General features: G+C 65.4%; 22 protein-coding genes. 12 read left to right on the top strand and 10 right to left on the bottom strand.

Annotation, left to right across the window (positions count from 1 at the left end):
* Positions 1-8 precede the first annotated feature (8 nt).
* Together CCUG20998_RS20580 and CCUG20998_RS20575 are read right to left on the bottom strand one after the other, a co-directional pair.
* Positions 9-1,931, bottom strand: coding sequence for an ABC transporter ATP-binding protein (locus CCUG20998_RS20580; RefSeq protein ID WP_036456197.1), 1,923 nt, complete (start codon positions 1,929-1,931; stop codon positions 9-11).
* Positions 1,928-3,667 carry an ABC transporter ATP-binding protein gene (locus tag CCUG20998_RS20575; RefSeq protein ID WP_020729998.1) on the bottom strand — a complete coding sequence of 580 codons (1,740 nt, stop codon included), beginning with the start codon at positions 3,665-3,667 and terminating at the stop codon, positions 1,928-1,930. The genes CCUG20998_RS20580 and CCUG20998_RS20575 overlap by 4 nt, the downstream gene beginning before the upstream one ends.
* Before the next feature lie 192 nt (positions 3,668-3,859).
* Here CCUG20998_RS20575 and CCUG20998_RS20570 point away from each other — a divergent pair, with 192 nt between their 5' ends.
* Positions 3,860-4,372 carry a DUF3558 domain-containing protein gene (locus CCUG20998_RS20570; RefSeq protein WP_373142739.1) on the top strand — a complete coding sequence of 171 codons (513 nt, stop codon included), beginning with the start codon at positions 3,860-3,862 and terminating at the stop codon, positions 4,370-4,372.
* Entirely contained in the window at positions 4,369-4,947 is a 579-nt protein-coding gene (locus CCUG20998_RS20565) for a DUF3558 domain-containing protein (protein WP_036456199.1), read from the top strand. Before CCUG20998_RS20570 ends, CCUG20998_RS20565 begins: the two co-directional genes overlap by 4 nt.
* 70 nt (positions 4,948-5,017) lie before the next feature.
* Here CCUG20998_RS20565 and CCUG20998_RS20560 read toward each other — a convergent pair whose 3' ends face one another.
* Positions 5,018-5,521, bottom strand: coding sequence for a SixA phosphatase family protein (locus CCUG20998_RS20560; RefSeq protein WP_036456519.1), 504 nt, complete (start codon positions 5,519-5,521; stop codon positions 5,018-5,020).
* A gap of 283 nt (positions 5,522-5,804) precedes the next feature.
* Between CCUG20998_RS20560 and CCUG20998_RS20555 the strand changes: the two genes are divergently transcribed.
* The 4 genes from CCUG20998_RS20555 (at position 5,805) to CCUG20998_RS20540 (ending at position 12,562) form a co-directional block, all read left to right on the top strand.
* Positions 5,805-6,956 carry a metallophosphoesterase family protein gene (locus tag CCUG20998_RS20555; RefSeq protein ID WP_020730001.1) on the top strand — a complete coding sequence of 384 codons (1,152 nt, stop codon included), beginning with the start codon at positions 5,805-5,807 and terminating at the stop codon, positions 6,954-6,956.
* Positions 6,953-9,583 carry an AAA family ATPase gene (locus CCUG20998_RS20550; RefSeq protein ID WP_020730002.1) on the top strand — a complete coding sequence of 877 codons (2,631 nt, stop codon included), beginning with the start codon at positions 6,953-6,955 and terminating at the stop codon, positions 9,581-9,583. The genes CCUG20998_RS20555 and CCUG20998_RS20550 overlap by 4 nt, the downstream gene beginning before the upstream one ends.
* Positions 9,584-9,632: 49 nt before the next feature.
* Complete coding sequence (locus tag CCUG20998_RS20545; protein WP_020730003.1) at positions 9,633-11,222, top strand: GMC family oxidoreductase; 1,590 nt, start codon at positions 9,633-9,635, stop codon at positions 11,220-11,222.
* Between the two features lie 89 nt (positions 11,223-11,311).
* Entirely contained in the window at positions 11,312-12,562 is a 1,251-nt protein-coding gene (locus CCUG20998_RS20540; protein WP_020730004.1) for an alpha/beta hydrolase, read from the top strand.
* Here the strand turns inward: CCUG20998_RS20540 and CCUG20998_RS20535 are convergent.
* The 4 genes from CCUG20998_RS20535 to CCUG20998_RS20520 form a co-directional block, all read right to left on the bottom strand.
* Positions 12,549-14,207, bottom strand: a complete 1,659-nt coding sequence (locus tag CCUG20998_RS20535; protein WP_020730005.1) for an ABC transporter family substrate-binding protein — start codon at positions 14,205-14,207, stop codon at positions 12,549-12,551. The genes CCUG20998_RS20540 and CCUG20998_RS20535 overlap by 14 nt on opposite strands.
* A gap of 79 nt (positions 14,208-14,286) precedes the next feature.
* Positions 14,287-16,125, bottom strand: a complete 1,839-nt coding sequence (locus CCUG20998_RS20530) for a dipeptide ABC transporter ATP-binding protein (protein WP_020730006.1) — start codon at positions 16,123-16,125, stop codon at positions 14,287-14,289.
* Positions 16,122-17,015, bottom strand: coding sequence for an ABC transporter permease (locus CCUG20998_RS20525; RefSeq protein WP_011741667.1), 894 nt, complete (start codon positions 17,013-17,015; stop codon positions 16,122-16,124). Before CCUG20998_RS20525 ends, CCUG20998_RS20530 begins: the two co-directional genes overlap by 4 nt.
* Positions 17,012-17,989, bottom strand: a complete 978-nt coding sequence (locus tag CCUG20998_RS20520) for an ABC transporter permease (protein WP_012395714.1) — start codon at positions 17,987-17,989, stop codon at positions 17,012-17,014. The genes CCUG20998_RS20525 and CCUG20998_RS20520 overlap by 4 nt, the downstream gene beginning before the upstream one ends.
* Before the next feature lie 322 nt (positions 17,990-18,311).
* Between CCUG20998_RS20520 and CCUG20998_RS20515 the strand changes: the two genes are divergently transcribed.
* The gene (locus CCUG20998_RS20515; protein WP_020730007.1) at positions 18,312-18,803 is read left to right on the top strand and encodes a beta-class carbonic anhydrase; all 492 of its coding nucleotides are present in this window, start codon (positions 18,312-18,314) and stop codon (positions 18,801-18,803) included.
* Positions 18,804-18,810: 7 nt separating this feature from the next.
* Here CCUG20998_RS20515 and CCUG20998_RS20510 read toward each other — a convergent pair whose 3' ends face one another.
* Positions 18,811-19,245 (bottom strand): PaaI family thioesterase, encoded by a 435-nt coding sequence (locus tag CCUG20998_RS20510; RefSeq protein ID WP_020730008.1) that lies wholly within the window; start codon positions 19,243-19,245, stop codon positions 18,811-18,813.
* 172 nt (positions 19,246-19,417) lie between these two features.
* Between CCUG20998_RS20510 and cysD the strand changes: the two genes are divergently transcribed.
* The 3 genes from cysD to CCUG20998_RS20495 all read left to right on the top strand — a co-directional run bounded on the left by cysD (position 19,418) and on the right by CCUG20998_RS20495 (position 22,794).
* Positions 19,418-20,365: a sulfate adenylyltransferase subunit CysD gene (gene cysD / locus CCUG20998_RS20505; protein WP_373145593.1), complete on the top strand. Its 948-nt coding sequence runs from the start codon at positions 19,418-19,420 to the stop codon at positions 20,363-20,365.
* On the top strand, positions 20,365-22,215 hold the full coding sequence (gene cysC / locus CCUG20998_RS20500) for an adenylyl-sulfate kinase (RefSeq protein ID WP_020730010.1): 1,851 nt from the start codon (positions 20,365-20,367) through the stop codon (positions 22,213-22,215). Before cysD ends, cysC begins: the two co-directional genes overlap by 1 nt.
* 93 nt (positions 22,216-22,308) lie before the next feature.
* Positions 22,309-22,794, top strand: coding sequence for an Rrf2 family transcriptional regulator (locus CCUG20998_RS20495; RefSeq protein WP_036456521.1), 486 nt, complete (start codon positions 22,309-22,311; stop codon positions 22,792-22,794).
* On the opposite strand, the gene CCUG20998_RS20490 is transcribed toward CCUG20998_RS20495, so the two are convergent.
* Positions 22,791-23,180: a VOC family protein gene (locus CCUG20998_RS20490; RefSeq protein WP_020730012.1), complete on the bottom strand. Its 390-nt coding sequence runs from the start codon at positions 23,178-23,180 to the stop codon at positions 22,791-22,793. The two genes, CCUG20998_RS20495 and CCUG20998_RS20490, sit on opposite strands and share 4 nt — an antisense overlap.
* A gap of 92 nt (positions 23,181-23,272) precedes the next feature.
* On the bottom strand, positions 23,273-23,686 hold the full coding sequence (locus tag CCUG20998_RS20485) for a VOC family protein (RefSeq protein WP_020730013.1): 414 nt from the start codon (positions 23,684-23,686) through the stop codon (positions 23,273-23,275).
* A gap of 39 nt (positions 23,687-23,725) precedes the next feature.
* Here CCUG20998_RS20485 and CCUG20998_RS20480 point away from each other — a divergent pair, with 39 nt between their 5' ends.
* Positions 23,726-24,613, top strand: coding sequence for an LLM class flavin-dependent oxidoreductase (locus CCUG20998_RS20480; protein ID WP_036456202.1), 888 nt, complete (start codon positions 23,726-23,728; stop codon positions 24,611-24,613).
* 95 nt (positions 24,614-24,708) lie between these two features.
* Entirely contained in the window at positions 24,709-26,112 is a 1,404-nt protein-coding gene (locus CCUG20998_RS20475; protein ID WP_116268055.1) for a PE family protein, read from the top strand.
* Positions 26,113-26,118 lie beyond the last annotated feature (6 nt).

Here is a 26,118-nt window from a genome sequence, read left to right as displayed (position 1 = left end):
GAATCGTTCTAGGCCCGCGTCATGGCGTAGTAGGCGCCCCGGTTGGCCAGCAGCTCCGCGTGGGTGCCGTGTTCGACGATCTGGCCCGCCTGCACCACCAGAATCTGGTCGGCGTCACGAATCGTCGAAAGGCGATGGGCGATGATGAAGCTGGTTCGATCCCGGCGAAGTTCGGCGGTTGCCCGCGCGATGAGCAGCTCGGTGCGGGTGTCGACCGAACTGGTGGCCTCGTCCAGGATCAACAACTGCGGGCGGGCAAGAAATGCGCGGGCGATGGTGATCAGTTGCTTCTCGCCGGCGCTGATGTTGCTGCCGTCTCCGCTGATCCGGGTCTGATAGCCGGCCGGCAGCATGTGGACGAACCGGTCGACGTAGGCCGCTTTGGCGGCTTGGAGGATGTCGTCCGGGCTGGCCTCCGGACGCCCGTAAGCGATGTTCTCCGAGATCGTCCCGTCGAACAACCAGGTGTCCTGGAGCACCATGCCGATGTGCGACCGCAGCGACCGCCGGCTCACCGTGGTGATGTCGATTCCGTCGACCAGGATGCGGCCGGAATCGACCTCATAGAACCGCATCAGCAGGTTGACCAGCGTGGTCTTGCCGGCACCTGTCGGTCCGACGATCGCCACCGTGCTGCCCGGTTCGGCCACCAGTGACAAGTCGTGGATCACCGGATGGCCCGGGTGATAGGCAAAGTTCACCCGCTCGAACTCCACGCGACCGGTCAGGGCCGGGGCGCGGCCGGTCCGGCTGACCGCCGGTTGCAGCGCCGACGCGGGGTCGGCGGCTTCTTCGGGTTCGTCGAGCAGCTCGAACACCCGCTCTGCGCTGGCCACACCGGACTGCAGGCTGTTGTACATGGCCGCCACCTGCGACACCGGTGTGTTGAATTGCCGGACATATTGAATGAACGCCTGCACGCTGCCCAATGTGATTTGACCGGTGGCCACCTGCAGGCCCCCCATCACCGCGACCGCTACATAGCCCAGGTTGCCAATGAACGTGGTCGCCGGCTGCACCAGGCCAGAGAGCAGTTGGGCGCCGAAACTGGCCTGGTAGACGTCATCGTTGAGGTTGTGAAACTGCTCGCGTGCTGCGGCCTGGTGGCCGAAGGTCTTGACGACCGTGAAGCCGCTGTAGGTCTCTTCGATGTGTGCGTTGAGGCGTCCGGTACTGGTCCAATGCGCAACGAACAGCCGTTGTGAACGTCGGGTGATCGCTCGCGTCACCAGCAACGACAACGGCACGGTCAGCAGGGTGATCAGTGCCAGCAGCGGCGAGATCCACACCATCATCGACAGCACCGCGACCACGGTCAGGATCGCGGTCACCAGTTGGCTGATCGTCATCGATAGCGACGACTGAATGTTGTCGATGTCGTTGGTGACCCGGCTCAGCAGTTCGCCACGCTGACGTCCGTCGAAGTAGGACAGTGGCAGCCGGTGCAGCTTGTGCTCGACATCGGCGCGCAACGCTGCCACGGTGCGCTGCACGGTGACGTTGAGCAACCGGGCTTGCCCCCAAATTAGCAGGGAAGCAATGAGATAGAGGGCCAACGCCAGGGCGAGGGTTCGTACCACCGCACCGAAGTCCACGCCTTGGCCGGGGGTTACCTTCATTCCCGACAGCAGTTCGGCGAAGGTATTGTCACCGCGGGCCCGGGCGCCGGCAATCGCTTGCGCCTTGGTGATTCCGGCGGGCAACTGGCGTCCGATCACGCCGTTGAACAGCAGATCGGTGGCGTGGCCGAGGATTCGGGGAACGGCCACCCCGATCGCGGTGCCGACGATGCCCAGGGCGATCACCGCAAGACTGCGCCGTCGTTGTGGGGCGAGCCGTTTCACCAGCCGCGTCGCCGAACCCCAGAAGTCGCGCGATCGGGTTGGCGCCGGGGCGCCGCCTCGGGGGCGCTGGTTGAGTGCCGCGGTCACGAGACGCCCCTGATGTCGGTGGTCACCGACTGCGAGACGGCAAATTCGGCATAGGTGGGGCAATCGATCAGCAGGGAATCGTGGGTGCCCGCCCCGACAACTCTGCCATCGTCGATCACGATCACTTGATCGGCCTGTGCGGCAGTCGAAACGCGTTGTGTGACAATAATAATGGTCGACTTTGTGGCAAGTTCTCGCAGCGCTGCGCGGACCCGCGCATCGGTGTGCACATCAAGGGCGGAGAATGCGTCGTCGAACAGATAGACCGCGGGTCGGCCGATGATCGCCCGGGCGATCGCGAGTCGTTGACGCTGCCCACCGGAGAAGTTGATCCCGCCCTGCGCGACACGCATCTGCAGGCCGTGCGCCCGGACGAATTCCTCTGCGGCCGCGACCCGCAGCGCCTCCCACATCTCTTCGTCGGTTGCGTCGGATTTGCCGTAGCGCAGGTTGTCGGCGACGGTGCCGGAGAACAGGTAACCGCGCTGGGGCACCAGCCCGATCGCCGCCCACAACCGCTCGGTCTGGTAGTCGCGGACATCAATCCCGTCCAGCAGCACGGCGCCGCCGGTAACGTCGTAGAGCCGGCAGATCAGCGATATCAGCGTCGACTTGCCCGAACCGGTGCTGCCGACAATCGCGGTGGTGGCTCCCGGCGGTGCTGACAAGGAGATGTCTTGCAGCACCGGGCAGTCGGCGCCGGGATAGCTGAAGGTGATGTTTTCCAACCGGACCGCGCCGGTGATGCCGGCAGCGGGGAATCTGGGGTGTTGCGGGTTGTTCAGTGCGGCGGGAGTCGAGAGCACCTCGGTGATGCGCTCCGCGCACACGGCGGCTCGCGGCAGCACCACCAAGGTCATCGTTGCCATCAGCACCGCCATCAGAATCTGGGCGAAGTACGACAGAAATGCGCTCAGCGAGCCGACCTGCATCCGGCCTTGGTCGATCAGCAGGCCGCCGAACCAGATCACCGCGACGCTGGACACGTTGATCGTCAGCGTGGTCACCGGCAGCATCAGCGCCTGCCAATTGCCGGCCCGCAACGCGGTGCTCGCCAACGCGGTGTTCGCCTGGGCGAACCTGTCCCGCTCGAAGGGCTCCCGAGTGAACGCGCGAACCACCCGGACGCCGGACAGCTGGTCGCGCAGCACCCGGTTGATGCCGTCGATCAACGCCTGCATGCTGCGAAACAACGGCAGCATGTGGGTCATGATCCAGTAGTTCGCCAGCGCCAAGATCGGAACGCTGACCAGCAGCAGCCAGGTCAGCGCGGCCTCTTGATGAACCGCCATGATGATGCCGCCGATGCTCATTATCGGCGCGGCCACCAGCACGGTGGCAGTCGTCTGCACCAGGAACACGATCTGGCGGACGTCGTTGGTGCTGCGGGTCAACAGCGTCGACGCGCCGAATCTGGCCGTCTCGCGTTCGGAAAAGGTGATCACATGCTCGAACATCGCGGCGCGCAGGTCGCGGCCGAAGCCGGTCCCGGTGCGGGCTCCGAAGTAGACGGCACCCACCGCGCACAGCACCTGTAGTCCGGTCACGCCGAGCATCACCACACCCAGCCGGATGATGGTGTTGGTATCGCCCTTGGCGACTCCGTCATCGATGATCGCGGCGTTGACCGTGGGCAGGTACAGCGAGGCCAGGGTGCTGATCAGCTGCAGCGCCATCAGCGCGGCGACCAGCCGACGGTACGGCCGGATGTACTGGCGCAGCAGTGCCAGGAGCATGGGGTAACTGTTGCATACCGTGTCGGCCCGGTGCTGGGGCCGGCCGCATCGGTCAGGACGAAATGCCTGATCAGGTGGCGTGTCGGTGGTTGACCCGCGGGGCTGCGGCTACAGTGCATGCTGTGACCAGCAGTAGAGAGGTAAGCGGTGCGGCGTAATTTGACGACGCTGGCCCTGGCTGCGGCGGCATTGATGGCTCTGAGTCCCGCAGTTGCAGGGTGCTCCAATTCCGGTGACAACAATCCCGGTGCGACGGTTTCGTCGACCCCGGGCAGCTCCGAGGGCCGTCACGGACCGTTCTTTCCGCAGTGCGGCGGTGTCAGCGACCAGACAGTGACACAGTTGACCAGGATCAGTGGCCTGATCAACACGGCTCAGAACTCGGTGGGGTGCCAGTGGTTGGCGGGCGGCGGCATCATGGGCCCGCACTTCTCCTTCTCCTGGTACCGCGGCAGTCCAATCGGTCGTGAGCGCAAGACCGAGGAGCTCTCCCGCGCGAGTGTCGAGGACATCAACATCGACGGCCACAGCGGCTTCATCGCCATCGGCAACGAGCCCACCCTGGGCGACTCGTTGTGTGAGGTAGGGATCCAGTTCCAGGACGACTTCATCGAATGGTCGGTGAGCTTCAACCAGAAGCCATTCCCGCCGCCGTGTGACGTCGCCAGGGAACTCACTCGTCAGTCGATTGCGAACTCGAAATGAGCGGTTGGATGCGTCGTGGATCTCGGCGCGGTAATGGTGCAGGCCTGCGCGCGGCGGCCGTGCTGCTGGCGGTGCTGGTGTCGATAACCGGCTGCTCGAGGTCGATTTCGGGCAACGCCATCAAAGCGGGCGGGGGTGGGGTCCCACGCAACAACAATTCCGAGCAGCAGTACCCCAACCTGCTCAAAGAATGTGAAGTGCTGACCACCGACATCCTGGCCAAGACGGTGGGCGCCGATCCGCTCGACATTCAGAGCACGTTCGTCGGCGCGATCTGCCGCTGGCAGGCAGCCAACCCGGCCGGGCTGATCGACATCACCCGGTACTGGTTCGAGCAGGGCAGCTTGAGCAACGAACGCAAGGTGGCCGAGGGACTGAAGTATCAGGTCGAGAGTCGCACCATTCAGGGCGTCGACTCGATTGTGATGCGACCCAATGACCCCAACGGCGCATGCGGCGTCGCAAGCGACGCCGCCGGAGTTGTCGGCTGGTGGGTCAATCCTCAGGCCCCCGGTATCGATGCCTGCTCGCAGGCCATCAAGCTGATGGAGCTGACGCTGGCCACCAACTCCTGACTGGCGGGATACCCCGGGGATGGTGCTACCCCCCCCCCCCCCCGGGGTATCCGCGTCGGGCGACGGTTCGCTAGCGCGGCACGTGGAACGTGATGAGGGCAGCGCCACCGAGTTCGAGTTCTTCCCAGCGGCCGCCCACCTGCAGCACCGCAATCGCCGACGTCGGGAATTTCGCCGAGAGCCGTTCGGCGGCGGCAGCGTCGGTGCCGGTGGCGCCGGCGAGGCCCAGTGCCACCTCGGACATCGTTGGTTCATGCCCGACGACGAGCAGGGTCGCGACGTCCTCGCCAATCCGGTTGATCTCGCCGATCAGCGTGCCGGGCACGGCGCCATAGAGCCGCTGGGAATAGTGCACCGGTGCATCGATGCCGCTGCGTGCCAGCGTCTCTCGGGTACGGATCGCGGTGGAGCACAACACCTCGTCGACCGTTGGCGCATTGCCGCGCAGCCAGTCTCCGGCCAATCCGGCCTCGCGACGCCCGCGCGGTGCCAACGGTCGCTCATGGTCAGCCACACCCGGCGGATATTGGGATTTCGCATGCCGCATCAACAACAGCGTGTGCCGGTCACTCATTCGGCCCACCCTAAGGCCAACCGGGTTGGCGGCACCGACGCGCGTGCGAATCATCAGCTCGGCGGCGAACACCGTGCGCACTTCGCCGCGCACCAGATGGCGACCCGCCCTGCGCTGCCGCGATGCGAATGGATGTTCGACTACGGCGGGCGGCGTGGGTCCTCGATCCCGGGCCGACCGCTTGCGAGCCGAACCTGCCGGGCGAGGTCCCGCGTCTTGTCGGTGCCCAGACCTACACTCGCGTTGCCCTGATAGACACGCTTTTCGCTAGGAGGTCACCAGGATGCGATTCCTGCACACCGCCGACTGGCAGCTGGGCATGACCCGCCACTTTCTCGCCGGTGACGCGCAGCCGCGCTATTCGGCTGCGCGCCGCGATGCGGTGGCCGGTCTGGGGGCGCTGGCTGCCGAGGTGGGTGCCGAGTTCGTGGTTGTGGCCGGTGACGTCTTCGAACACAATCAGCTCACGCCCCAGGTCATCAGCCAGTCCTTGGAGGCCATGCGCGCCATCGGTGTTCCGGTCTACCTGCTTCCGGGCAATCACGACCCGCTGGACGCTTCTTCGGTATACACCGGCGCACTGTTTCGTACTGAATGTCCAGACAACGTTGTCGTTCTCGATCGCTGCGGTAGTCACCAAGTGCGTCCGGGAGTGGAGCTTGTCGCCGCTCCGTGGCGGTCCAAGGCTCCCACCACCGATCTTGTCGCCGACGTGTTGGCGGGACTGTCCGAAGGGGCTGGCACCCGGGTGCTGGTCGCCCACGGGGGAGTCGATGCGCTGGACCCGGATCCCGGCAAGCCCTCGCTGATCCGGCTCGCTGGGCTCGAGGACGCGGTGGCGCGAGGAATGTTGCACTATGTGGCGCTCGGGGACAAGCATTCGCTGACTCAGGTTGGTGGCAGCGGCAGGGTGTGGTACTCGGGATCGCCGGAAGTCACCAACTTCGACGACGTCGAATCTGACCCCGGCCACGTCCTCGTCGTCGACATTGACGAAACCGACCCGTGCCGCCCGGTCTCGGTGACAGCCAGGCGGGTCGGCTGCTGGCGGTTTGTCACACTGCGCCGGGAAGTGGACACCAGCCGCGACATTGCCGACCTCGATCTGAATCTGGATCTGATGACCGACAAGGACCGCACCGTGGTGCGGTTGGCCCTGACCGGTTCGTTGACCGTCACCGACCGTGCCGCGCTGGATGCGTGCCTGGACAGGTATGCGCGGTTGTTCGCCTGGCTGGGCCTGTGGGAACGCCACACCGACCTGGCCGTGATTCCGGCGGATGGTGAGTTCAGCGACCTCGGCATCGGCGGTTTCGCTGCGGCCGCCGTTGACGAGTTGGTCGCAACCGCGCGTTCGGGTGCCGACGGATCCGCAGTCGATGCTCAGGCGGCGTTGGCTCTGCTGCTGCGGCTCACAGATCGGGGCGCGGCATGAAGTTGCACCGGCTGGTACTGACCAACTACCGCGGGATCGCGCATCGGGAGATCGAGTTCCCAGACCACGGTGTGGTGGTTGTGTGCGGCGCCAACGAGATTGGAAAGTCCTCGATGATCGAGGCTTTGGATCTCCTACTGGAATTCAAGGATCGCTCGGCGAAAAAGGAAATCAAGCAGGTCAAACCGACCAATGCCGACGTCGGATCCGAGGTCACTGCCGAAATAAGCAGTGGTCCTTATCGTTTCGTCTACCGGAAGCGTTTTCACAAGAAGTGTGAAACACAGCTGACGGTGCTGGCGCCTCGTCGCGAACAGTTGACCGGCGACGAAGCCCATGAGCGGGTCCGGGCGATCTTGGCGGAGACGGTGGACACCGAGTTGTGGCGTGCCCAGCGGGTGCTGCAGGCCGCTTCGACCACGGCGGTGGATCTGTCCAGCTGTGATGCGCTTTCCCGCGCGCTCGATATCGCCGCCGCCCATTCGGCCACCGACGTGGCGCTCTCGGGTGCCGAGCCAGTGCTGATTGAACGCATCGATGCCGAGTATTCGCGCTACTTCACCCCAACCGGACGTCCCACCGGCGAATGGGCGGCAACCCTCGCTCGGCTGAGCGGAGCCGAGACTGCGGTAGCGGAGTGCGCCGCGGCGGTATCCGAGGTCGACGAGCGCATCAGTCGCCATGGTGAACTAACTAGGCAGGCAGCCGAATTGGCGCCGCAGTTGGCTGCAGCCGGTTCCCGGCTGGCGGCTGCGCGGCAGGCCGCCGACAAGGTCGCGGGGCTGAAGGCAGAAGCGCATGAGGCCAAGCTCGTCACCGCTGCGAAGGCCGCAACCAGCTCGGCTTCGGCGGCCGCTCATGCTGAACGGCGTGCCCTGTGCGAGGAAATCGACAATCGCGCCAAGGCGCTCGAGGCCCTGCAAATCGATGCGCAGCACGCCGCCGACCAGCGGGCGATGGCGAGCGCCGATGCGCAGCGGTGCGACGTCGCGGTCGAGGAAGCCACGGCTAGCCTGACGGCGGTTCAACGCCGTGCCGAAGCCGCCCGGCGCTCTCTCGACCAGATCGCCGACCGCGAACAGGCGCAACGGTTGAGCGCCCGACTGGCCAGGATCGGAGAGGTCCAGTGTGACCATGACCGGGTCTGCGCCCAGCTATCCGAGGTGACACTTACCGAGGCGCTGCTGAAACGAATCGAATCCGCTGCGGCGAGCGTGGATCGGGTGGACGGGCAACTCGCGTTGATTTCCGCGGCGGTGGAGTTCACTGCGGCCGCCGACATCGAGCTGGTGGTTGGCGGTCAACGGGTGCAGTTGTCGGCGGGTTCGAGTTGGTCGATGACGGCCACCGGCCCCGCGGAGGTCGAGGTCCCCGGGGTCCTGACGGCGCGGATCACCCAGGGGGCGACCGCGCTGGAGGCGCAGGCCAAATATGTTGCAGCACAAGAAGAACTTGCGGTGGCATTGGCCGCGGGCGGCGTGGCAACCTTGGCGGAGGCCCGATCGGTCGAACAGCGCCGCCGCGAACTGTTGGGGCGCCGCGACCAGTTGAGCGCCACCCTGGCCGGGCTGTGTGGTGACGAGCAGGTAGACCAACTCCGCTGCCGGCTTGCACAGCTGCAGGCCAGCCAGCCCGCTGAGCCCGATCTGTTTGCGACCGATGCCACGGCTGCCCGCGCCGAACTCGAGGCGGCCGAGGCCGCCGGGATAACGGCCGGCAAGCAGTGCGAGGATCAGCGCAAGCTTGCTCTCGCGGCAAGCCGGCGTCTCGCCGAAACCTCTACTTCGGCCACGGTTTTGCAGAGCAGGCTGGAAAACGGGCGGGCCGAAGTCGAAGCGGCCACCTCGCGGCTGGCTACCGCGCGGGCCGCGGTTAGCGATGCCGACCTCGCGTCGGCGGCCGATGCCGATCTGCACGTGCTGCAGGCGTCGCAGCGTCGACTCGCCGAACTGGCCGAAGTGCTGGACGCGGCCGAGCCCGAGGCGGTAGCCGCCGAGCTACGGGAAGCCGCCGAGATCGCGCAGTCACTGGATGAGCGCCACGATGCCGTTGTCGCCGCGCTGCGCGACATCAGCGTCGAACTCTCGGTGTTCGGCAGCGAAGGTCGGCAGAGCAAGCTTGATGCGGCAGAGACCGAACGTGAGCATGCCGCTAGTCAGCACGCCCGCATCGGACGCCGCGCCAGAGCCGCCCAGCTGTTGCGATCGGTGATGACACGGCATCGCGATGCCACCCGACAGCGCTACGTCGAGCCCTATCGAATGGAGCTACAGCGACTCGGGCGCCCGGTGTTCGGGCCCACGTTCGAGGTCGATGTCGGTAGCGATCTACGGATCCGCAGCCGGACTCTCGACGATGTCACGGTGCCTTACGAGTCGTTGTCCGGCGGCGCCAAAGAGCAGCTCGGCATATTGGCCCGGTTTGCGGGCGCGGCGCTGGTGGCCAAGGAGGACACCGTTCCGGTGGTGGTAGACGATGCGCTGGGATTCACCGATCCAGACCGCCTGGCCAAGATGGGGGGAGTGTTCGATACCGTGGGAACCCATGGTCAGGTGATCGTGCTGACGTGCAGCCCTGACCGATACGACGGTGTCGCCGGCGCGCACCGGATCGATCTGAATCTTTAGTGATCGGGCCGCCCCGCGTCATACACTGATCCCAAAACGGGGATGAGCGGTGGACATTGAGTGCGATTACGTAGTGGTCGGTACGGGCTCAGCTGGGGCGGCGGTGGTCAATCGGCTTAGCGCCGATTCGGGCACCTCGGTGGTGGCGCTCGAGGCCGGGCCGAGCGACAAGAATCGCTTCATCGGGATTCCGGCGGCGTTTCCCAAGCTGTTCCGCAGCGAAGTCGACTGGGATTACACGACCGAACCGGAGCCGCAGCTGGGCGGGCGCGAGATCTACTGGCCCCGGGGCAAGGTGCTCGGCGGCTCGTCCTCGATGAACGCGATGATGTGGGTGCGCGGCTTTGCCGCCGACTATGACGAATGGGCGCGGCTCGCCGGCTCGCACTGGTCCTACGGCGAGCTGCTCGGCTACTTCCGCCAGATTGAAGACGTCACCGCCGCCTGGCACTTCGTCAATGGTGACGACAGCGGTGTGACAGGTCCACTACAGATCTCCCGTCAACGGAGTCCGAGTCCGCTGACTGCGGCCTGGCTGGCCGCCACACGCGACTGTGGGTTTCCGCCGGTGCAGCCGAATTCCGCAGAGCCGGAAGGTTTTTGCGAAACGATCGTCACTCAGCGCCGCGGCTCCCGGTGGAGCACCGTCGACGCGTATCTCAGACCGGCGATGGGGCGCAGGAACCTGAGCATCCTCACCGGTGCGACGGCGACCCGAATCGTCATCAACGGTACCCGGGCGACTGGCGTCGAGTACCAGCGCGAGGGGCAACACTGCACGGTGCATGCCCGCCGGGAGGTCGTGCTCTGCGGCGGCGCGGTCAACAGCCCGCAGCTGCTGATGCTCTCGGGCATCGGAGACCGTAGTCATCTCGCCGATCACGGAATCGAAACCGTCTACCACGCGCCAGAAGTGGGCCAGAATCTACTGGACCACCTCATCACGCCGCTGGGCTTCGACGTTGCCGGGGACAGTCTGGCCGCCGCCGAAAAGCCCATGCAGCTGATCAACTATCTGTTGCGGCGCCGGGGCATGCTGACCTCCAACGTCGGCGAAGCATACGGATTCGTCCGCAGCCGGCCGGGTCTGGACCTACCCGACCTGGAGCTGATCTTCGCGCCGGCACCGTTCTACGACGAGGGACTGCCCGCGCACCCGCCGGGCCACGGCGTGGTTTTCGGGCCGATCTTGGTTGCCCCACAGAGCCGGGGCCAGATCACGCTTCGGTCTGCCGATCCCCATGCCAAGCCGATAATCGAAGCCCGCTACCTGTCCGACCCCGGCGGTGTGGACCGTGCCGCGATGATGGAAGGCCTGCGGATCTGCGCACGTATCGCCCAGGCGCCCGCGCTCCGCGGCCTGCTGGGGCCGGTGGCGCGGCCGCACAACAGCAGCGAGCTCGATGAAGCAACCCTCGAGTTGGCCCTCACCACCTGTTCGCACACCCTGTATCACCCCTTGGGTACCTGTCGGATGGGCAGCGACGAGGCGAGCGTGGTGGATCCGCAGTTACGGGTGCGCGGGGTCGACGGCCTGCGCGTCGCCGACGCGTCGGTGATGCCGAGCACGGTGCGTGGACACACTCATGCCCCATCGGTGCTGATAGGCGCCAAGGCTGCCGACCTGATCCGCAATTGAGCCGGGCTCTAGGGGCCCAACCGGCGGCCCCTTGAGCTGCCGACGACAGCCCGTCTGGGCAGAATACTGCCCATGATGGGCCGACGCCGATGACGATGAGCGACAAACGGCGCCGGGCGCACGAGAAACTCGCGGGAATGCCGGGTGTGCGGCCGGTGCGCCGGCCGGTGTCGCCGGGCAACGACAGCGAGTTTGATCTGTACTACGTGCGCGCCGGCCGAAAGTCGGCGCATCCGCTGGTCATCATCCCGGGAGGGCCGGGAGTGGCGTCGATGCTGGTGTACAAGGGGTTGCGCCGGCGTGCCGCCGCTGCCGGTCTGGATGTCATCATGATCGAGCACCGCGGAGTGGGGATGTCGCGCCACGATGACTCCGGAGCCGACCTACCGCCAGAAGCTTTCACAATCGATCAGGTCGTCGACGATATTGCCGCGGTGCTCGATGACGCCCATGTCGACTCGGCTGTCATCTACGGCACGTCATACGGCACCTACATTGCCGCTGGAGTCGGCGTCCGTCACCCGGCCCGGGTACGGTCGATGATTCTCGATTCGCCGTTGCTGTCTCGCGATGACATTGCGCTTGCGCGCGAGACCATTCGTAGGCGGCTACTCGACGGGGATAGCCCGGAGACCGCCGCGCTGGCGGCCAAGGTTCGGCAGCTGGTCGATGCCGGGGTGATGACGGCCCGCGCATCCCAGGTCGCAGCGGCGGTTTACGGGTACGGCGGAGCGCGGCTTCTGGAACGCCAATTGGATCTCCTGCTGTGCGGCCGGATGATCTTGTGGCACTTGCTTTTCCGGTTCTCTGCCATGTATGCACGCAAGGTGCCGTACCGCTACGAGATGGACCTGGTCGGTCGCATCGCGTTCCGCGAACTGGACTACGCGGCCGAGCCCGACGGCCTACCGCTCGATCCCGCTCAGGCGATTCGCGAAACTATTGCGGCGACAGATCAGTTCGAGTCCGAGCCGTACGACTTGGTGGCCGAGATGCCCAGATTCGGCTGGCCAACCGTGGTTGTTTCGGGCGGGCACGATCTCACTACCCCGGCCATGGTCGCCGAACATATCGCATCATTGCTGCCCAACGCGGTGCTGATAGAGCTACCGACCATGGCGCACAGCGCCCTTGACTTCCGTGAGCCCGCGGCCCTGGCCATTGCTGGGGCGGTATGTCGGGGGGAGTTCGGCGCGCTCACCGGTCGAGGGGAGGAGCTGGACGCAATGCCGGCGCGGCTGCCGATCCGCGCCTTGTGGAAAGCGATCGAACTGGCGGCTATGGCGGAGCACGCGCTACCGGCGGCGCCGCTGCTGCATCGCCGGGTCAGCTCCGCATGAATCCGATCGCGGTGTAATCCAGATCGGCGAGGCCCCTGGCGCCAAAATTTGCCAGCGTGCTGCGGACGGCAATCGTTCCCGGTGATTGGGTCAACGGCAGGCTGAACCCCTCGGCCCAGATGAGCTTGTCCACCTCATTGGCTAGCGCGAGGGCCTTGGCCGGATCCAGCTCCTGCAGCGTCCGCTCGATCGCCGCATCGATCTGTGGGCTGCCGATCTTCCCAAAGTTGCTTTCCCCGTCGGACATGTAGATCTGGGTGAGCGAGGAGAGGGGGAAAGCGTCGCCGACCCAGCCGAACAGCGCAATGTCGAAGGCCCCGACATTGACGTAGTTACTGAAAAAGCCACTGCCCGACCTCGATTGCAGTTCGAGTTTGACGCCGATCTGGGCCAGGCTGTACTGAGCGACCTGCGCGAATTGGCGACTGCTCTGAGCTTCGTAGAACAGCAAGCGGACGACGAGCTGATGGCCGTCTTTCTCCCGGAACTTGCCGTTGAGCTTCCAGCCCAGGGCATCGAGCTCCCGCTTGGCCTGCTCCGGATCGTAGGGACTGCTGTTGTCCTGATAGCCCTCCTGCCCGGCGACGAAAACATGATTGTTCAACGGCGCCGGATCATTGGTCAGGCCGTATAGTGCCACTTTGGCTATCGTCCGGCGGTCGATCCCCTTGCAGACGGCCAACCGCAGCGCCGGGTCGGAGAGGATCGCTCCCGGGGCACCGTTGAGGGTGAAATGGCTCCAACTGGGAGCCGGCGCGCGCCGGATCGAGATCCCCTTGGTGCGCTCGGCGATGGTGAGTTGATCGAGTGAACCGATCCCGGTCGCGTCGATGGTGAAGTTCTGCAGGGCGGGTATCCGCGCGGCGTCATCGAGAACCAGGTAGGTGATGCTGTCCAGGCGCGGCTTCTTTCCCCACCATTTAGGGTTGCGAGTCAATACGATTCGCTGTGCGCTGCGGTCCAGTGAGGTGACGATGAATGGGCCTGCGGAGGGGCCCGGTCCGGCGAGTTGTCCTTTGTTGAACGCCTCGGGCGTGGCGGTCATGCTGCTGGGCAGCAGCATCCCGTTGCCGGCAAACATCCCACGCCACTCCGCGTAGGGTTTGGCAAACGTCACGATGGCTTGACGGTCATCGACTCCCGGGGTCACTGACGCGACACGGTCGGAGCCCCCGCTCGAGGCGATTTCGAATCTGTTGTCCGCGCCGCTGGTCGCGTGGATCTGACTAGCGATGTCATGCCAGGTGATCGGCGTGCCATCAGACCAGAATGCTTTGGGATTGATGGTGTAGGTGATCACTTGCGGGTTGGTCTTGGTGAGTTCGACGCTGGTGAAGTAGTCGTGGTCGACCGTCGTCGAACCGTCTGGACCGATGATGAAGGCCCGCGGCAGAGTGGCTTTGACCATCGCCGCAACCTCCGCCGAGTTGCCGTCGATATGCAAGATATTGAAATTGGGCGGGAAGTCGGTGAGCGAGAGCCTCAGGTCACCACCGTCTTCGAGGGTGGCGGGATTTTGCGGGTTGATATCGCTGCTGCTGCCGACCGCGGTGGACCCGCTGGTCGCGGCGGGGAGTTGGGTGCTGGCCGAACAGCCGGCAAGCAGGAGCGTCACGGTGAGCAATGCGGCACCGGCACAACGCATTCGACGCCGTGCCCAGGGGCGATTCGGCCGCCGCGACCTCGCGCCAGGACCGGGCTGGACGCCGTCATACCGATCTGCGTTAGTCAGCATTGCCCGGAATCGGTTGTGGCACCGCGCCCAGCAGACGCTGTGTGTACTCGTGTTGCGGATTGCTGAAAACCTCCTGGCTGTTGCCCTGCTCGACGATGCTGCCGGCAAACATGACGACCACGGAATGGGCGAGGTGTTTGACCACTGAGAGGTCATGGGAGACAAACAGGTACGACAGTTTGAACCGCGCTTGCAGGTCCAGGAGCAGGTTGATGATTCCGGCCTGGATCGAGACGTCGAGGGCGGACACCGGTTCGTCGAGCGCCAGAATCTTGGGCTGCAGCGCCAGCGCTCGTGCGATACCGATCCGTTGCTTCTGTCCGCCGGAGAATTCGGCGGGATAGCGGCTGGCATCGCTACGGCGCAGCCCGACGATGTCAAGCAGTTCGGCAACCCGGTCCTGGGTATCGGTCTTGTTGAAGCCGTTGGCTTGCAGTGGTTCGGCCAACAAATCGGAGATCGGCAGCCGTGGGTCCAGTGAGGCGACCGGATCTTGAAAGACCACCTGGATATCGCGTCGCAGCGCTCTGCGACTCGACGCGGTCAAAGTGGTGACATCGGTGCCCAGAACTTCGATCGATCCCGATTGTGGCGCGGCGAGCTCCAAAATCTGATGCAAGGTAGTGGATTTTCCTGATCCAGATTCACCCACGATGCCCAACGTGTGGCCCTCGCGGAGCTCGAAACTCACGCCGTCGACCGCGCGCACCTCGCCGATCGATCGCCGCAGCAGCACGCCCTTGGTCAGCGGATATGTCTTGACCAGGTCGCTGACCCGGACGACCACCGATGAGTCGGCGGGCGCCAGCTCGGTGGCCTCGGTCTGCACGCCATAGATGTCGGCGGCGCTGCGCCCGTTCACCTGATCGGTGCGAATGCAGGCAGCCCGGTGATTCTGGCCGACCTCGATCAACTCGGGTTCGTCGGAGCGGCATTCATCGATGACCAAGGGACAACGGGGTGCGAACGGGCAACCCCGATCGAGGCCGGCGAGTGACGGAGGGGCACCCGGGATTGGCACCAATCGGGTGCCTTGCGTGGCATCGAGCCTGGGGACTGAACCCAATAGTCCGATGGTGTAAGGCATTCGGCGATTGTGGTAGAGGTCGTTGACCGTAGCCTTTTCCACAACTCGCCCGGCGTACATGACCAGCGCTCGATCGGCGAACTCGGCAACCACACCCAGGTCGTGGGTGATGATGAGCACTCCGGCCCCGGTCACATCGCGAGCCGTCTTGAGCACGTCGAGGATCTGGGCCTGCACGGTCACGTCCAGAGCGGTGGTGGGTTCGTCACAGATCAACAGGTCGGGATCGTTGGCGATCGCGATGGCGATGACCACCCGTTGGCGTTCACCGCCGGAAAGCTCATGCGGAAACGCGCGGGCGCGTCGCTCGGGTTGTGCGATACCAACCAGTTCAAGCAGCTCCACCGCACGCCGCCGCGCCGCCTTCTTGCTGAAAGTGGGCTGATGTATCTCGATGGTTTCGGCGATTTGATCGCCGACGGTGTAGACCGGGGTCAAAGCGGACATCGGATCCTGGAACACGGTGCCGATCACCTTGCCGCGGAACCGCGACATCGCGTCGTCGGCCAGCCCCAGTAGCTCGGTGCCCTGCAACCGGACCGAGCCACGGACCTTGGCGTACTCGGGTAGCAGACCCACTACGGCCATAGCCGCCGCGGACTTGCCCGACCCGGATTCGCCCACCATCGCGACCACTTCGCCGGGGGCTACCTGGTAGCTGATGCCGCGCACGGCGGTGACCGGATCGTTCTCGGTGGGGAAGGTGACGGCCAGATCGGTCACCTCGAGCAGCGGGTTCATCGGTCACCACTTCGCAGCGTCTTGCTGGCCGGGTCCAGTGCGTCGCGCAAACCATCACCGGTCAGGTTGGCGCAGACCAGAATCAACACCAGGACCCCGGCCGGGAACAGGAACACCCACGGGAACGTGGTTGCCGACTGGGTGCCATCGGCGATCAGGGTGCCCAACGATACGTCCGGGGGCTGGATGCCGAAACCGAGGAAGCTCAAGCCTGTTTCGGCCAGGATGGCGGCCGCGACGTTGAGTGCGGCGTCGATGATCAGAATCGATGCCACGTTGGGTATCACGTGGCCGGTGATGATCCGCCGGCTGGAAACGCCCATATACCTTGCCGCTCTGATGAACTCGCGCTCGCGCAGGCTCATGGTCATACCACGCACCATGCGGGAGCTGATCATCCAGCCGAATCCGGCCAGCAGTAGCACCAGGAACATCATGTTGGTCGAGTTCTTGGTACGCGGAGTGACGATCGCAATCAGGATGAAGCTGGGCACCACCAACAGCAGGTCCACCAACCACATCAGGGCTCGGTCTCGCCACCCGCCGAAATAGCCGGAGACGGCACCGACGGTGGCGGCGATTCCGGTGGAGATCACCGCCACAAAGACGCCGATGAGCATGGATTTCTGCATGCCCCGCAACGTCTGCGCGAGCAAGTCCTGACCGAGCGCATTGGTGCCCAGCCAATGACGGGTGCTCGGTGGCTGTAGCAGCGCGTCGAAATCGAGGTCCTCGTAGGAGTAGGGCAGCACCGAGGGCAGCGCATAGCACCCCACGAACAGCACCACCAGCACCGCCAGCGATGCCACCGCGGCCCGGTTACGCAGGAACCGGCGCAGCACCAGCGTGCGGCGTGAGGTGAACTCGACTTGCGTGGCTTGATCGGTCATGAAACCCGGACCCTCGGGTCAAGCGCCGCATAGAAGATGTCGGAGAGCAGGCCGGCCAGCAAGACCACGGCCCCGGAGAACACCGTGATCGCTGCGACGATGTTGGTGTCCTGGGTCGCGATGCCCCGGACCGCCCATTCACCCATGCCGTGCCAGCCGAAGATCTTTTCGACAAACACCGCGCCGGTGACCAGTCCGGCAACCCCGTAGGCGAACAGCGTTGCCATCGGAATCAGTGCGGTTCGCAGCCCATGTTTGATGAGCGCGCGCCGGCGGGTGAGGCCCTTGGCGCGGGCGGTGCGAATGAAGTCCTGGCCCAGCACGTCGAGCATCGCATTGCGCTGGTATCGGCTGTAGCCCGCCGCGGCGCCCAACGCCAGCGTCAACGATGGCAGGACCAAATGTTTGAGGCGGTCACCGAATGCTGCCCAGGTTCCACCGTCCACGCCCGGTGAGGTCTCGCCGGTGTAGTCGAACAGCTGAAATCCCAGCGCCCAATTCACCCGCAGTGCGCCCAGAATCAGCAGGTTGGCCACGACGAAGGTCGGGGTGCTCAGCACCAGCAATGCCAGCATGGTGATCACCCGGTCACTGAACCGGTATTGGCGGATGGCGCCCCATGCGCCGATGGCCACGCCGAGCGCTGTGCCGACTACCGATCCGATGAGCAGCAGCCGCAAGCTGGTTCCGATGCGACGGCCCAGTTCCGCGGAGACCGGCTGACCGCTGATGGTGACACCGAAGTCGCCGCGAACGGCATGGGTGACCCAGTGGGCGTAGCGCACCGGTATGGGCTTGTTCAATCCGAGCTCGGCGGCCTTCGCGTCGATCACCGCTTGAGGTGGGCGTGGGCTGCGCTGCATCAGGCTCTCCAGCGGCGAGAAGGCCAGCGAGGTCAGGCAGTAGGTCAAGAACGAGGCCAGCGCGAGGAGGACAACGTAGTTGAGCAACCGGCGCGCCAGAAATCGTGTCATGCCCATCCACCGTGTTGCATTGGGACAGGGTAGCGAGAAGCGGGTGTGTCGCGCCGCTGACAACGCCGACCAGACGGCCCCCGATGTCGGCGGGCCTCGATGATTTCGGTGTTGGCAGCAACTGCATGCGTTGCCGCTCAATTCCGGTGGGATGGGTTCGTGTGATGCGGGCGGCGGCCGGTACGGCAACGCCGGAGATGGGTCGATCGCTTTGCGATCCTGCTGATTTTCACCGGTGAAATTCCGGCATTCGGTTGTTAAACTCCTGCGCGGCTTCGCTTTGTGCAGCAAATTTTCTGCCGGGACATATAAGGAGACGTGCGTGACGGTTACCGACGACTACCTGGCTAACAACGCGGATTACGCGAGCGGCTTCGAAGGTCCGCTGCCGATGCCGCCGAGTAAACACATCGCGATCTTGGCCTGCATGGATGCGCGCCTGGACGTTTATCGCCTGCTCGGCATCAACGAAGGCGAAGCGCACGTCATTCGCAACGCAGGCGGCGTGGCCACCGACGACGCCATTCGCTCATTGGCGATCAGTCAGCGGCTGCTGGGGACCCGAGAAGTCGTGCTGATCCACCACACCGACTGCGGCATGCTCACTTTCACCGACGACGACTTCAAGCGTGGAATCCAGGACGAGACCGGAGTCAAACCCCCGTGGGCGGCCGAGGCGTTCCCGGATGCGGTGGAGGACGTCAAGCAGTCGTTGCGCCGCATCGAGAACAGCCCGTTTGTCACCAAGCACGTCTCATTGCGCGGGTTTGTTTTCGACGTCGCCACCGGCAAACTCAACGAGGTCACGCTCTAGCGCGACATCAACCCACCTTGTAGGTCGCCAGGGCCTTGGCGAGCAGCGTGCCTTCGGGGTCGACGATCTCGGCCTCGCAGTTGACCAAGGAGCGCCCGCGCCGCAGCACCCGACCCACCCCGATCACGTCGGTGGCCCGTGCCGGCGCCATGAAGTCCAGCGCCAGCGACACCGTGACGCCGCGCAGCTCGGGCGGCGCCTGCCCGCTGCACCAAGCGGCGGCCATGACCGTCAGGTCGGCAAGGGTAGCGATGGCCCCGCCGTGCACCATGTCGCCGATCGTGACGTTGGACGGGTCCCAGGGCAGCCGAAGCCGCACCTCATCGGCACCGAGGTGATCTGCGACGATTCCCAGTTTCGTGACGAACGGCGACTGCGGCAGAAACTGCGCGATGACGTCGCGACCGCTGGCATTATCGGCTGAACCTGAAGCAATGGACATCCGTCCATGCTGGCGTATCGACGACGGCTGGAAAAGAAGTTCCCAAAGCTGCCCACGCGCTTCCCAAAAGTTTCATTGACAGCGGCAGGGCAGGACTGGTTCCATAGGTAACAATAGCAATAAATATGGTCAGTTCTACCAGAATTATCAGGTATTGAGTTTCTGATTCTGCATGTTAGGTGAAGTCATGACCACCAGTGGTGTAACAACGGGCCCCGCCGTCGGCCAGTACGAATTGAGTCATCTGCGCTCGTTGGAAGCCGAGGCGATGCACATCATTCGTGAGGTGGCCGCCGAGTTCGAACGTCCGGTGCTGCTGTTTTCCGGCGGCAAGGACTCCATCGTGATGCTGCACCTGGCCATCAAGGCGTTTCGTCCTGGGCGGCTGCCGTTCCCGGTGATGCACGTGGATACCGGCCACAACTTTGACGAGGTCATCGCGACCCGCGACGAGCTGGTCGCAGCGTCAGGAGTGCGGTTGGTGGTGGCATCGGTGCAGGACGACATCGACGCCGGACGGGTCGTCGAGACCTTCCCGTCGCGCAACCCGATGCAGACCGTGACGCTGCTGCGTGCCATCCGGGAGAACAAGTTCGACGCGGCGTTCGGGGGCGCCCGGCGTGACGAGGAGAAGGCGCGCGCGAAGGAGCGGGTGTTCAGTTTCCGCGACGAGTTCGGCCAGTGGGACCCCAAGGCGCAGCGGCCGGAGCTGTGGAATCTCTACAACGGACGCCACCACAAAGGCGAGCACATCCGGGTGTTCCCGCTGTCCAACTGGACCGAGTTCGACATCTGGTCCTACATCGGCGCCGAGCACATCACGTTGCCGTCGATCTACTTTGCGCATCGGCGCAAGGTGTTCAAGCGAGACGGCATGCTGTTGGCCGTCGATCGGCACATGCAGCCCGGCGCGGACGAGCCGGTGTTCGAGGCGACGGTGCGATTCCGCACCGTCGGGGACGTGACGTGCACCGGATGTGTGGAATCGGAGGCCGCAACCGTTGCGGAGGTCATCGCTGAGACCGCCGTGGCGCGGCTCACCGAGCGGGGGGCGACCAGGGCCGACGACCGCATTTCCGAGTCTGGAATGGAAGACCGCAAACGGCAGGGGTATTTCTGATGTCCGCATCCACCACGCTGTTGCGCTTGGCAACCGCCGGCTCCGTCGACGACGGTAAGTCCACGCTGATCGGGCGCCTGCTGTATGACTCCAAGGCCGTGATGGAAGACCAATGGGCCTCGGTGGAACAGACCTCAAAGGAACGTGGTCACGAATACACCGACCTTGCGCTGGTCACCGATGGCTTGCGGGCCGAGCGTGAGCAAGGCATCACCATCGATGTCGCCTACCGCTATTTCGCCACTCCCAAGCGGAAATTCATTATCGCCGACACACCGGGGCACATCCAATACACCCGCAACATGGTTACCGGTGCGTCCACCGCGCAGTTGGTGATCGTGCTGGTCGATGCCCGGCACGGCCTGCTGGAACAATCACGCCGGCACGCCTTCCTGGCATCGCTGCTGGGCATTCGCCACCTTGTCCTCGCCGTCAACAAAATGGACCTGATCGGTTGGGATAAGGCAAAATTCGAGGCGATTCGCGACGAGTTCCACGCCTTTGCCGCCCGCCTGGATGTGCAAGACGTCACCTCCATCCCGATGTCGGCGCTGCATGGCGACAACGTGGTGACCAAATCGGATAAGACGCCGTGGTATGAGGGGCCCTCGCTGCTGTCCCATCTCGAAGAGGTCTACATCGCCGGTGACCGCAATCTGGTCGACGTGCGATTCCCGGTTCAGTACGTCATCCGGCCGCACACCTTGGAGCACCAGGACCATCGCAGCTATGCGGGCACCGTGGCCAGTGGGGTGATGCGCCCAGGGGATGAGGTCGCTGTCCTGCCGATCGGCAAGACGACCCGGATCATCGCGATCGACGGCCCCAACGGTCCGGTGCCAGAAGCATTTCCGCCGATGGCCGTCTCGCTGAGCCTGGCCGACGAGATCGACATCTCGCGTGGCGACATGATTGCCCGAACCAACAACCAGCCCAGAATCGCGCAGGACTTCGACGCAACCGTGTGTTGGATGGCGGATTCGGGGGTGTTGGAGCCAGGGCGTGACTACGTCATCAAGCACACCACCCGAACCACCCGCGCAAGGGTCACCGCGCTGGACTACCGGCTTGATGTCAACACCCTGCATCGCGACAAGACGGCAACAGCACTGAAGCTCAACGAACTTGGTCGCATTTCGCTGCGTACCCAGGTGCCGCTGTTGCTCGACGAATACACCCGAAACTCGAGCACGGGTTCTTTCATTCTCATTGACCCGGACACCAACGGTACGGTCGCGGCGGGCATGGTGTTGCGCGACGTCTCGACTCACACACCGAGTCCGAACACGGTGCGCCACCAGTCGCTGGTCACCACGACGGAGCGGCCGCGGGGTAGGACCGTGTGGTTCACCGGCCTGTCGGGTGCGGGCAAGTCGTCGGTGGCCATGCTTGTCGAGCGCAAGCTGCTAGAAGAAGGCGTCGCCGCGTATGTCCTGGACGGCGACAACCTACGGCACGGATTGAACGCGGACTTGGGCTTCAGCATGGCCGATCGCGCGGAGAACCTGCGCCGGCTGGCCCATGTCGCGGTGCTGCTCGCGGATTGTGGTCATGTCGTCTTGGTTCCGGCGATCAGTCCGCTGGCCGAGCATCGTGAGTTAGCTCGCAAGGTGCACACCGATGCCGGATTCGACTTCGTCGAGGTGTTCTGTGACACCCCGCTGGCCGACTGCGAGCGGCGCGATCCCAAAGGTCTGTATGCGAAGGCGCGCGCGGGTGAGATCACCCATTTCACCGGGATAGACAGCCCCTACCAGCGCCCGAAGCATCCTGACCTGCGCCTCACGCCGGCACGTAGCCTCGACCAGCAAGCGCAAGACGTCATCGACTTGCTCGAGCTGCGGTCCTAGTTCGGTCGCCTCGGCGCGCCGGATTCCCCGGCTCTTTGCAGCAACATCTGGCGTCGCGTCTGGTAGCGGGGGGTGGATGGCACAATCCTGAGCATGCGGATGTCGGCCAAAGCGGAATATGCGGTGCGCGCGATGGTTCAACTTGCGACAGCCGACAGCGGGACGGTGATCAAGACCGAGGACCTGGCGCAGGCTCAAGGCATACCGCCGCAGTTCCTCGTCGACATCCTGACCAACCTGCGGACCGACCGCCTGGTGCGCAGCCACCGCGGGCGCGACGGTGGCTATGAACTGGCGCGTCCCGGGACCGACATCAGCATCGCCGACGTGCTGCGCTGCATCGACGGGCCCCTGGCCAGCGTTCGTGACATCGGGCTGGGCGACCTGCCCTACTCCGGACCCACCACGGCGCTGACCGATGTCTGGCGGGCCCTGCGCGCCAGCATGCGATCAGTGTTGGAAGAGACGACGCTGGCCGATGTCGCCACGGGGGCGCTGCCCGGACACGTCGCGAAACTCGCCGACGCCTACCGGGCGCAGGAGCTAGAGCGGCACGGCTCGGCGCGCAGCGGCGACTAGGAGCCTGAGCCGTACGGTCGGGTGAGGATCTCCATCGAGTGCCCGGCCGGGTCGGGGAAATACACCCCACGACCCCCATCGCGGTGGTTGATTTCGCCGGGACGTCGGGCACCCGGGTCGGCCCAGTGCGGCAAGCCGCGCGAGGAGATCTTGCCGTAGATCTCAGTGAATTCCTGCTCGGAGACGAGGAACGCATAGTGCTGGGGGTGAATCTCCACGTCCTCGGGCACATCCGCGAAATCGAGGCTGGCGTCGTGCTCGAGCGCGACCACCAGGAAGGGGCCGAATGCCACTGGACTCGGCAGGTCCAACAGTTCTGCCAGAAACTCCGCGGATTTTCGCTTGTCGTGTGACGCGACAATGGTGTGGTTGAAGCTGATGGCCATCGTTACCCCTGTCCGTACCGAGCGTGCGTGTCGGCACATCGACACGCCGTCAACGCTGTCATTTCGCGCACGCTCGCAAGCCGCCCGGCCGGCTACTTGGGTGCGGTGAGTTCCAGAGCGATGTTGTCGGGATCGCGGAACTCCAGGATGTAGGACGGACCAATGTCCTTGACCGGCTCGTGGGCAATGCCGAGGTCATCCAGATGCGCTGCCGCACTATTTAGTTCGTCGATGCCGCCTACGCGGAAGGCGATGTGGTCCAGGCCGGCTCGATCCTCGTTGAAGCTGTCATTGGCGACCGGGCGCAACCCCAGTAGTGCCCCGCCGAGGTCGTAGATCACCCCGCCGTACAGAAACGCCAGCTGACGCCGTGTTGCCTCGTCGGCGTTCGCGGGAAGCTCGATCAGCACGGGCCACTCGAAGACGCTCTCGTAAAACTGCCGCGATCGCTCGATGTCGGTAACGGTGAGCCGGACGTGCCCAATTGATGTGCTCGATACACCCATCCAGCCCATGCTGCCAGAATCGCGATTGTGCAGATAGCTATGACGATGCCCGTAATGGAGCCCGATCTGGATGCGAATGTGCTGAAGAACTGGGCGCGTGCCGTCGACGAAGGCCCGTTCTCGTCGCTGTGCTGGGGCGAGCGGATCGCATTCGACAACCCCGACAGCTCGACCCTGCTCGGGGCATTGGCTGCCTGGACCGATCGGGTGCGGTTGGTGACGACCGTTATCGTGCCGCAGTTGCATGACCCGGTCATGCTGGCCAAAGCGCTGGCCACCGGCGACATGTTGAGCGGTGGGAGGTTGACCGTGGGAATCGGGGTGGGTGGTAGGCGTGAGGACTACCTCGCTGTCGGGGCTGACCCCAAGACCCAGACGATGGGCGCAATGGCAACGCGGGTGGCAGTCATGAAGCGGGTGTGGGCGGGCGAGCAGATCAGCGAGTCGGTGCGGCCCGTCGGACCCTTGCCGGTCCAGCCGGGAGGCCCGCCACTGCTTGTCGGCACCATCGGGCCCAAGACCCTGCGCAGTGCCGCACCCTGGTCCGACGGTCTGGCGGGTACCACCCTGGACCTCGATGTCGCCAAGCAAAATGAGCTATTCGACGTCGCGCGGGCCGCATGGGCGCAGGCCGGCAAGCCCAAACCGCACCTGGCGACGTCGTTCTGGTTCGCCTTCGGGCCGCAGGCCGACGCGCGCGCACAGGTGCATCGGCATCTGCGGCGCTACATGAATTGGATCCCGGCCGAGTACGTCGATGCGATGGCGCCCACGACAGGCTGGGCGGGCAGCGAAGACGAGCTGCTTGCCGTGCTGCGACGGTTCGAAGAGGTCGGCACCGACGAAGTCCAGCTCATCCCGACGTCCTCGGACGTCGAGCAACTTCGACGGGCAATCGATGTGGTAGCGGGGTTCGGCGCGGCCTGAGTCCCGGGTCGGCGAGCGTCAGGTAGACCCTGGCTGTGGCGGGTGCGCGGGGATACGCTGTTTTTGCTCGCGGCGGCCCAGCCAGGAGGCTAGCGATGTCTTATTTCATTGCTGTACCGGACGAGTTGGCGCTGGCGGCAACGGAATTGGACAGCATCGGCACGACCCTCAGCGCTGCCAACGTGGCCGCGGTGCTCCCGACGACGGGGATACCGGCCGCCGGCGCAGATGACGTGTCCATGGCAATCGCGGCGTTGTTTGCCGGCCATGCGCAGGCCTATCAGGCGCTCAGCACCGCGGCGAGCACGTTTCATACCCAGTTCGTGCGGGCGCTGAACCTTTCCGGCGGCGCCTATGCGGCCGCCGATGCGGCCAATGCCTCGCCACTGCAAACCCTCGAGCAAGACCTGCTTGGCGTGCTCAATGCGCCCACCCAGGCGCTACTGGGACGTCCTCTGATCGGCGCCGGCGCCGATGGGACGGCACCCGGGCAAGGCGGCGGCGCTGGGGGACTGTTGTACGGCAACGGCGGTAGCGGGGCGGCGGGCACAAACACCGGGGTGGCCGGGGGAGCCGGCGGGGACGCCGGGCTGATCGGCAACGGCGGCTCCGGTGGCGCCGGCGGCGGCGGTGCGGCCGGGGGCGCCGGAGGCAACGGGGGCTGGTTGTTCGGCGCCGGTGGCAACGGCGGCCTCGGAGGAGCCGCCACCGGTCTCGGTCCCGGTGGCGCCGGTGGCGCTGGTGGCCATGGCGGCTGGCTGTACGGCAGTGGCGGCACGGGCGGTGACGGCGGGTTCGCCAAAGGCGGCAACGGCGGAGCCGGTGGCGCAGGCGGGGACGCCGGGCTGCTCGGCGCCGGCGGATCTGCTGGGACCGGTGGTGCGGGTGCGACGAGCGGTCCTGCCAGTTCGCACTTCGCCGGTGGCGCTGGCGGCGCCGGAGGCCACGGTGGGCTGCTCTATGGCGCCGGCGGGACCGGCGGATTCGGTGGGGACGGCGGGGTGGGCGGCGCCGGCGGAGCTGGTGGTGGCGGCGGGGCGGCCGGACTGGTGGGCGCCGGAGGCGCCGGCGGGAACGGCGGGGCCGGTCTGGGCGTCTTGGGTGAGGACGGCGGCAACGGTGGCGGCGGAGGCGCGGGCGGTCTGCTGGTGGGTGCCGGCGGGGCTGGAGGCGCTGGTGGCGACGGCGGGCGCCACCTCAGCATTTCCGTGGGGCCAGGTGGGTTCGGCGGCGATGGCGGGGCGGGTGGCACGGGTGGGTGGCTCTATGGCGACGGCGGCGGCGGCGGTGCCGGCGGATCCGGTGCGGACGGATTCGGGACGATCGGTGGCACTGGCGGGTCCGGCGGGCGCGGTGGTGATGCCAGGCTGATCGGCCACGGTGGCGACGGTGGAGCCGGGGCGCCCGGCGGCAACAGCGCGCCGCCCGGCGACGGCGGGGTTGGCGGTGCCGGCGGAACGCTGTCCGGTACTCCCGGCGCTACCGGCGCATCGGGGTGAGAGCCG

The sequence above is a fragment of the Mycobacterium marinum genome (genome assembly GCF_003391395.1).
Classification (GTDB): Bacteria; Actinomycetota; Actinomycetes; order Mycobacteriales; family Mycobacteriaceae; genus Mycobacterium; species Mycobacterium marinum.
The sequence above is the reverse complement of the archived record's forward strand: the minus strand, read 5'-3'. Positions and strand labels throughout refer to the sequence as shown.

Coding starts and splice junctions, on each gene's coding strand:
- CCUG20998_RS20575 (WP_020729998.1), bottom strand. CDS start 3,667: ATGCTCCTGGCACTGCTGCGCCAGTACATCCGGCCGTACCGTCGGCTG.
- CCUG20998_RS20570 (WP_373142739.1), top strand. CDS start 3,860: ATGGCTCTGAGTCCCGCAGTTGCAGGGTGCTCCAATTCCGGTGACAAC.
- CCUG20998_RS20565 (WP_036456199.1), top strand. CDS start 4,369: ATGAGCGGTTGGATGCGTCGTGGATCTCGGCGCGGTAATGGTGCAGGC.
- CCUG20998_RS20560 (WP_036456519.1), bottom strand. CDS start 5,521: ATGAGTGACCGGCACACGCTGTTGTTGATGCGGCATGCGAAATCCCAA.
- CCUG20998_RS20555 (WP_020730001.1), top strand. CDS start 5,805: ATGCGATTCCTGCACACCGCCGACTGGCAGCTGGGCATGACCCGCCAC.
- CCUG20998_RS20550 (WP_020730002.1), top strand. CDS start 6,953: ATGAAGTTGCACCGGCTGGTACTGACCAACTACCGCGGGATCGCGCAT.
- CCUG20998_RS20540 (WP_020730004.1), top strand. CDS start 11,312: ATGACGATGAGCGACAAACGGCGCCGGGCGCACGAGAAACTCGCGGGA.
- CCUG20998_RS20535 (WP_020730005.1), bottom strand. CDS start 14,207: ATGCGTTGTGCCGGTGCCGCATTGCTCACCGTGACGCTCCTGCTTGCC.
- CCUG20998_RS20530 (WP_020730006.1), bottom strand. CDS start 16,125: ATGAACCCGCTGCTCGAGGTGACCGATCTGGCCGTCACCTTCCCCACC.
- CCUG20998_RS20525 (WP_011741667.1), bottom strand. CDS start 17,015: ATGACCGATCAAGCCACGCAAGTCGAGTTCACCTCACGCCGCACGCTG.
- CCUG20998_RS20520 (WP_012395714.1), bottom strand. CDS start 17,989: ATGACACGATTTCTGGCGCGCCGGTTGCTCAACTACGTTGTCCTCCTC.
- CCUG20998_RS20510 (WP_020730008.1), bottom strand. CDS start 19,245: ATGTCCATTGCTTCAGGTTCAGCCGATAATGCCAGCGGTCGCGACGTC.
- cysD (WP_373145593.1), top strand. CDS start 19,418: ATGTTAGGTGAAGTCATGACCACCAGTGGTGTAACAACGGGCCCCGCC.
- cysC (WP_020730010.1), top strand. CDS start 20,365: ATGTCCGCATCCACCACGCTGTTGCGCTTGGCAACCGCCGGCTCCGTC.
- CCUG20998_RS20495 (WP_036456521.1), top strand. CDS start 22,309: ATGCGGATGTCGGCCAAAGCGGAATATGCGGTGCGCGCGATGGTTCAA.
- CCUG20998_RS20490 (WP_020730012.1), bottom strand. CDS start 23,180: ATGGCCATCAGCTTCAACCACACCATTGTCGCGTCACACGACAAGCGA.
- CCUG20998_RS20485 (WP_020730013.1), bottom strand. CDS start 23,686: ATGGGTGTATCGAGCACATCAATTGGGCACGTCCGGCTCACCGTTACC.
- CCUG20998_RS20480 (WP_036456202.1), top strand. CDS start 23,726: ATGACGATGCCCGTAATGGAGCCCGATCTGGATGCGAATGTGCTGAAG.
- CCUG20998_RS20475 (WP_116268055.1), top strand. CDS start 24,709: ATGTCTTATTTCATTGCTGTACCGGACGAGTTGGCGCTGGCGGCAACG.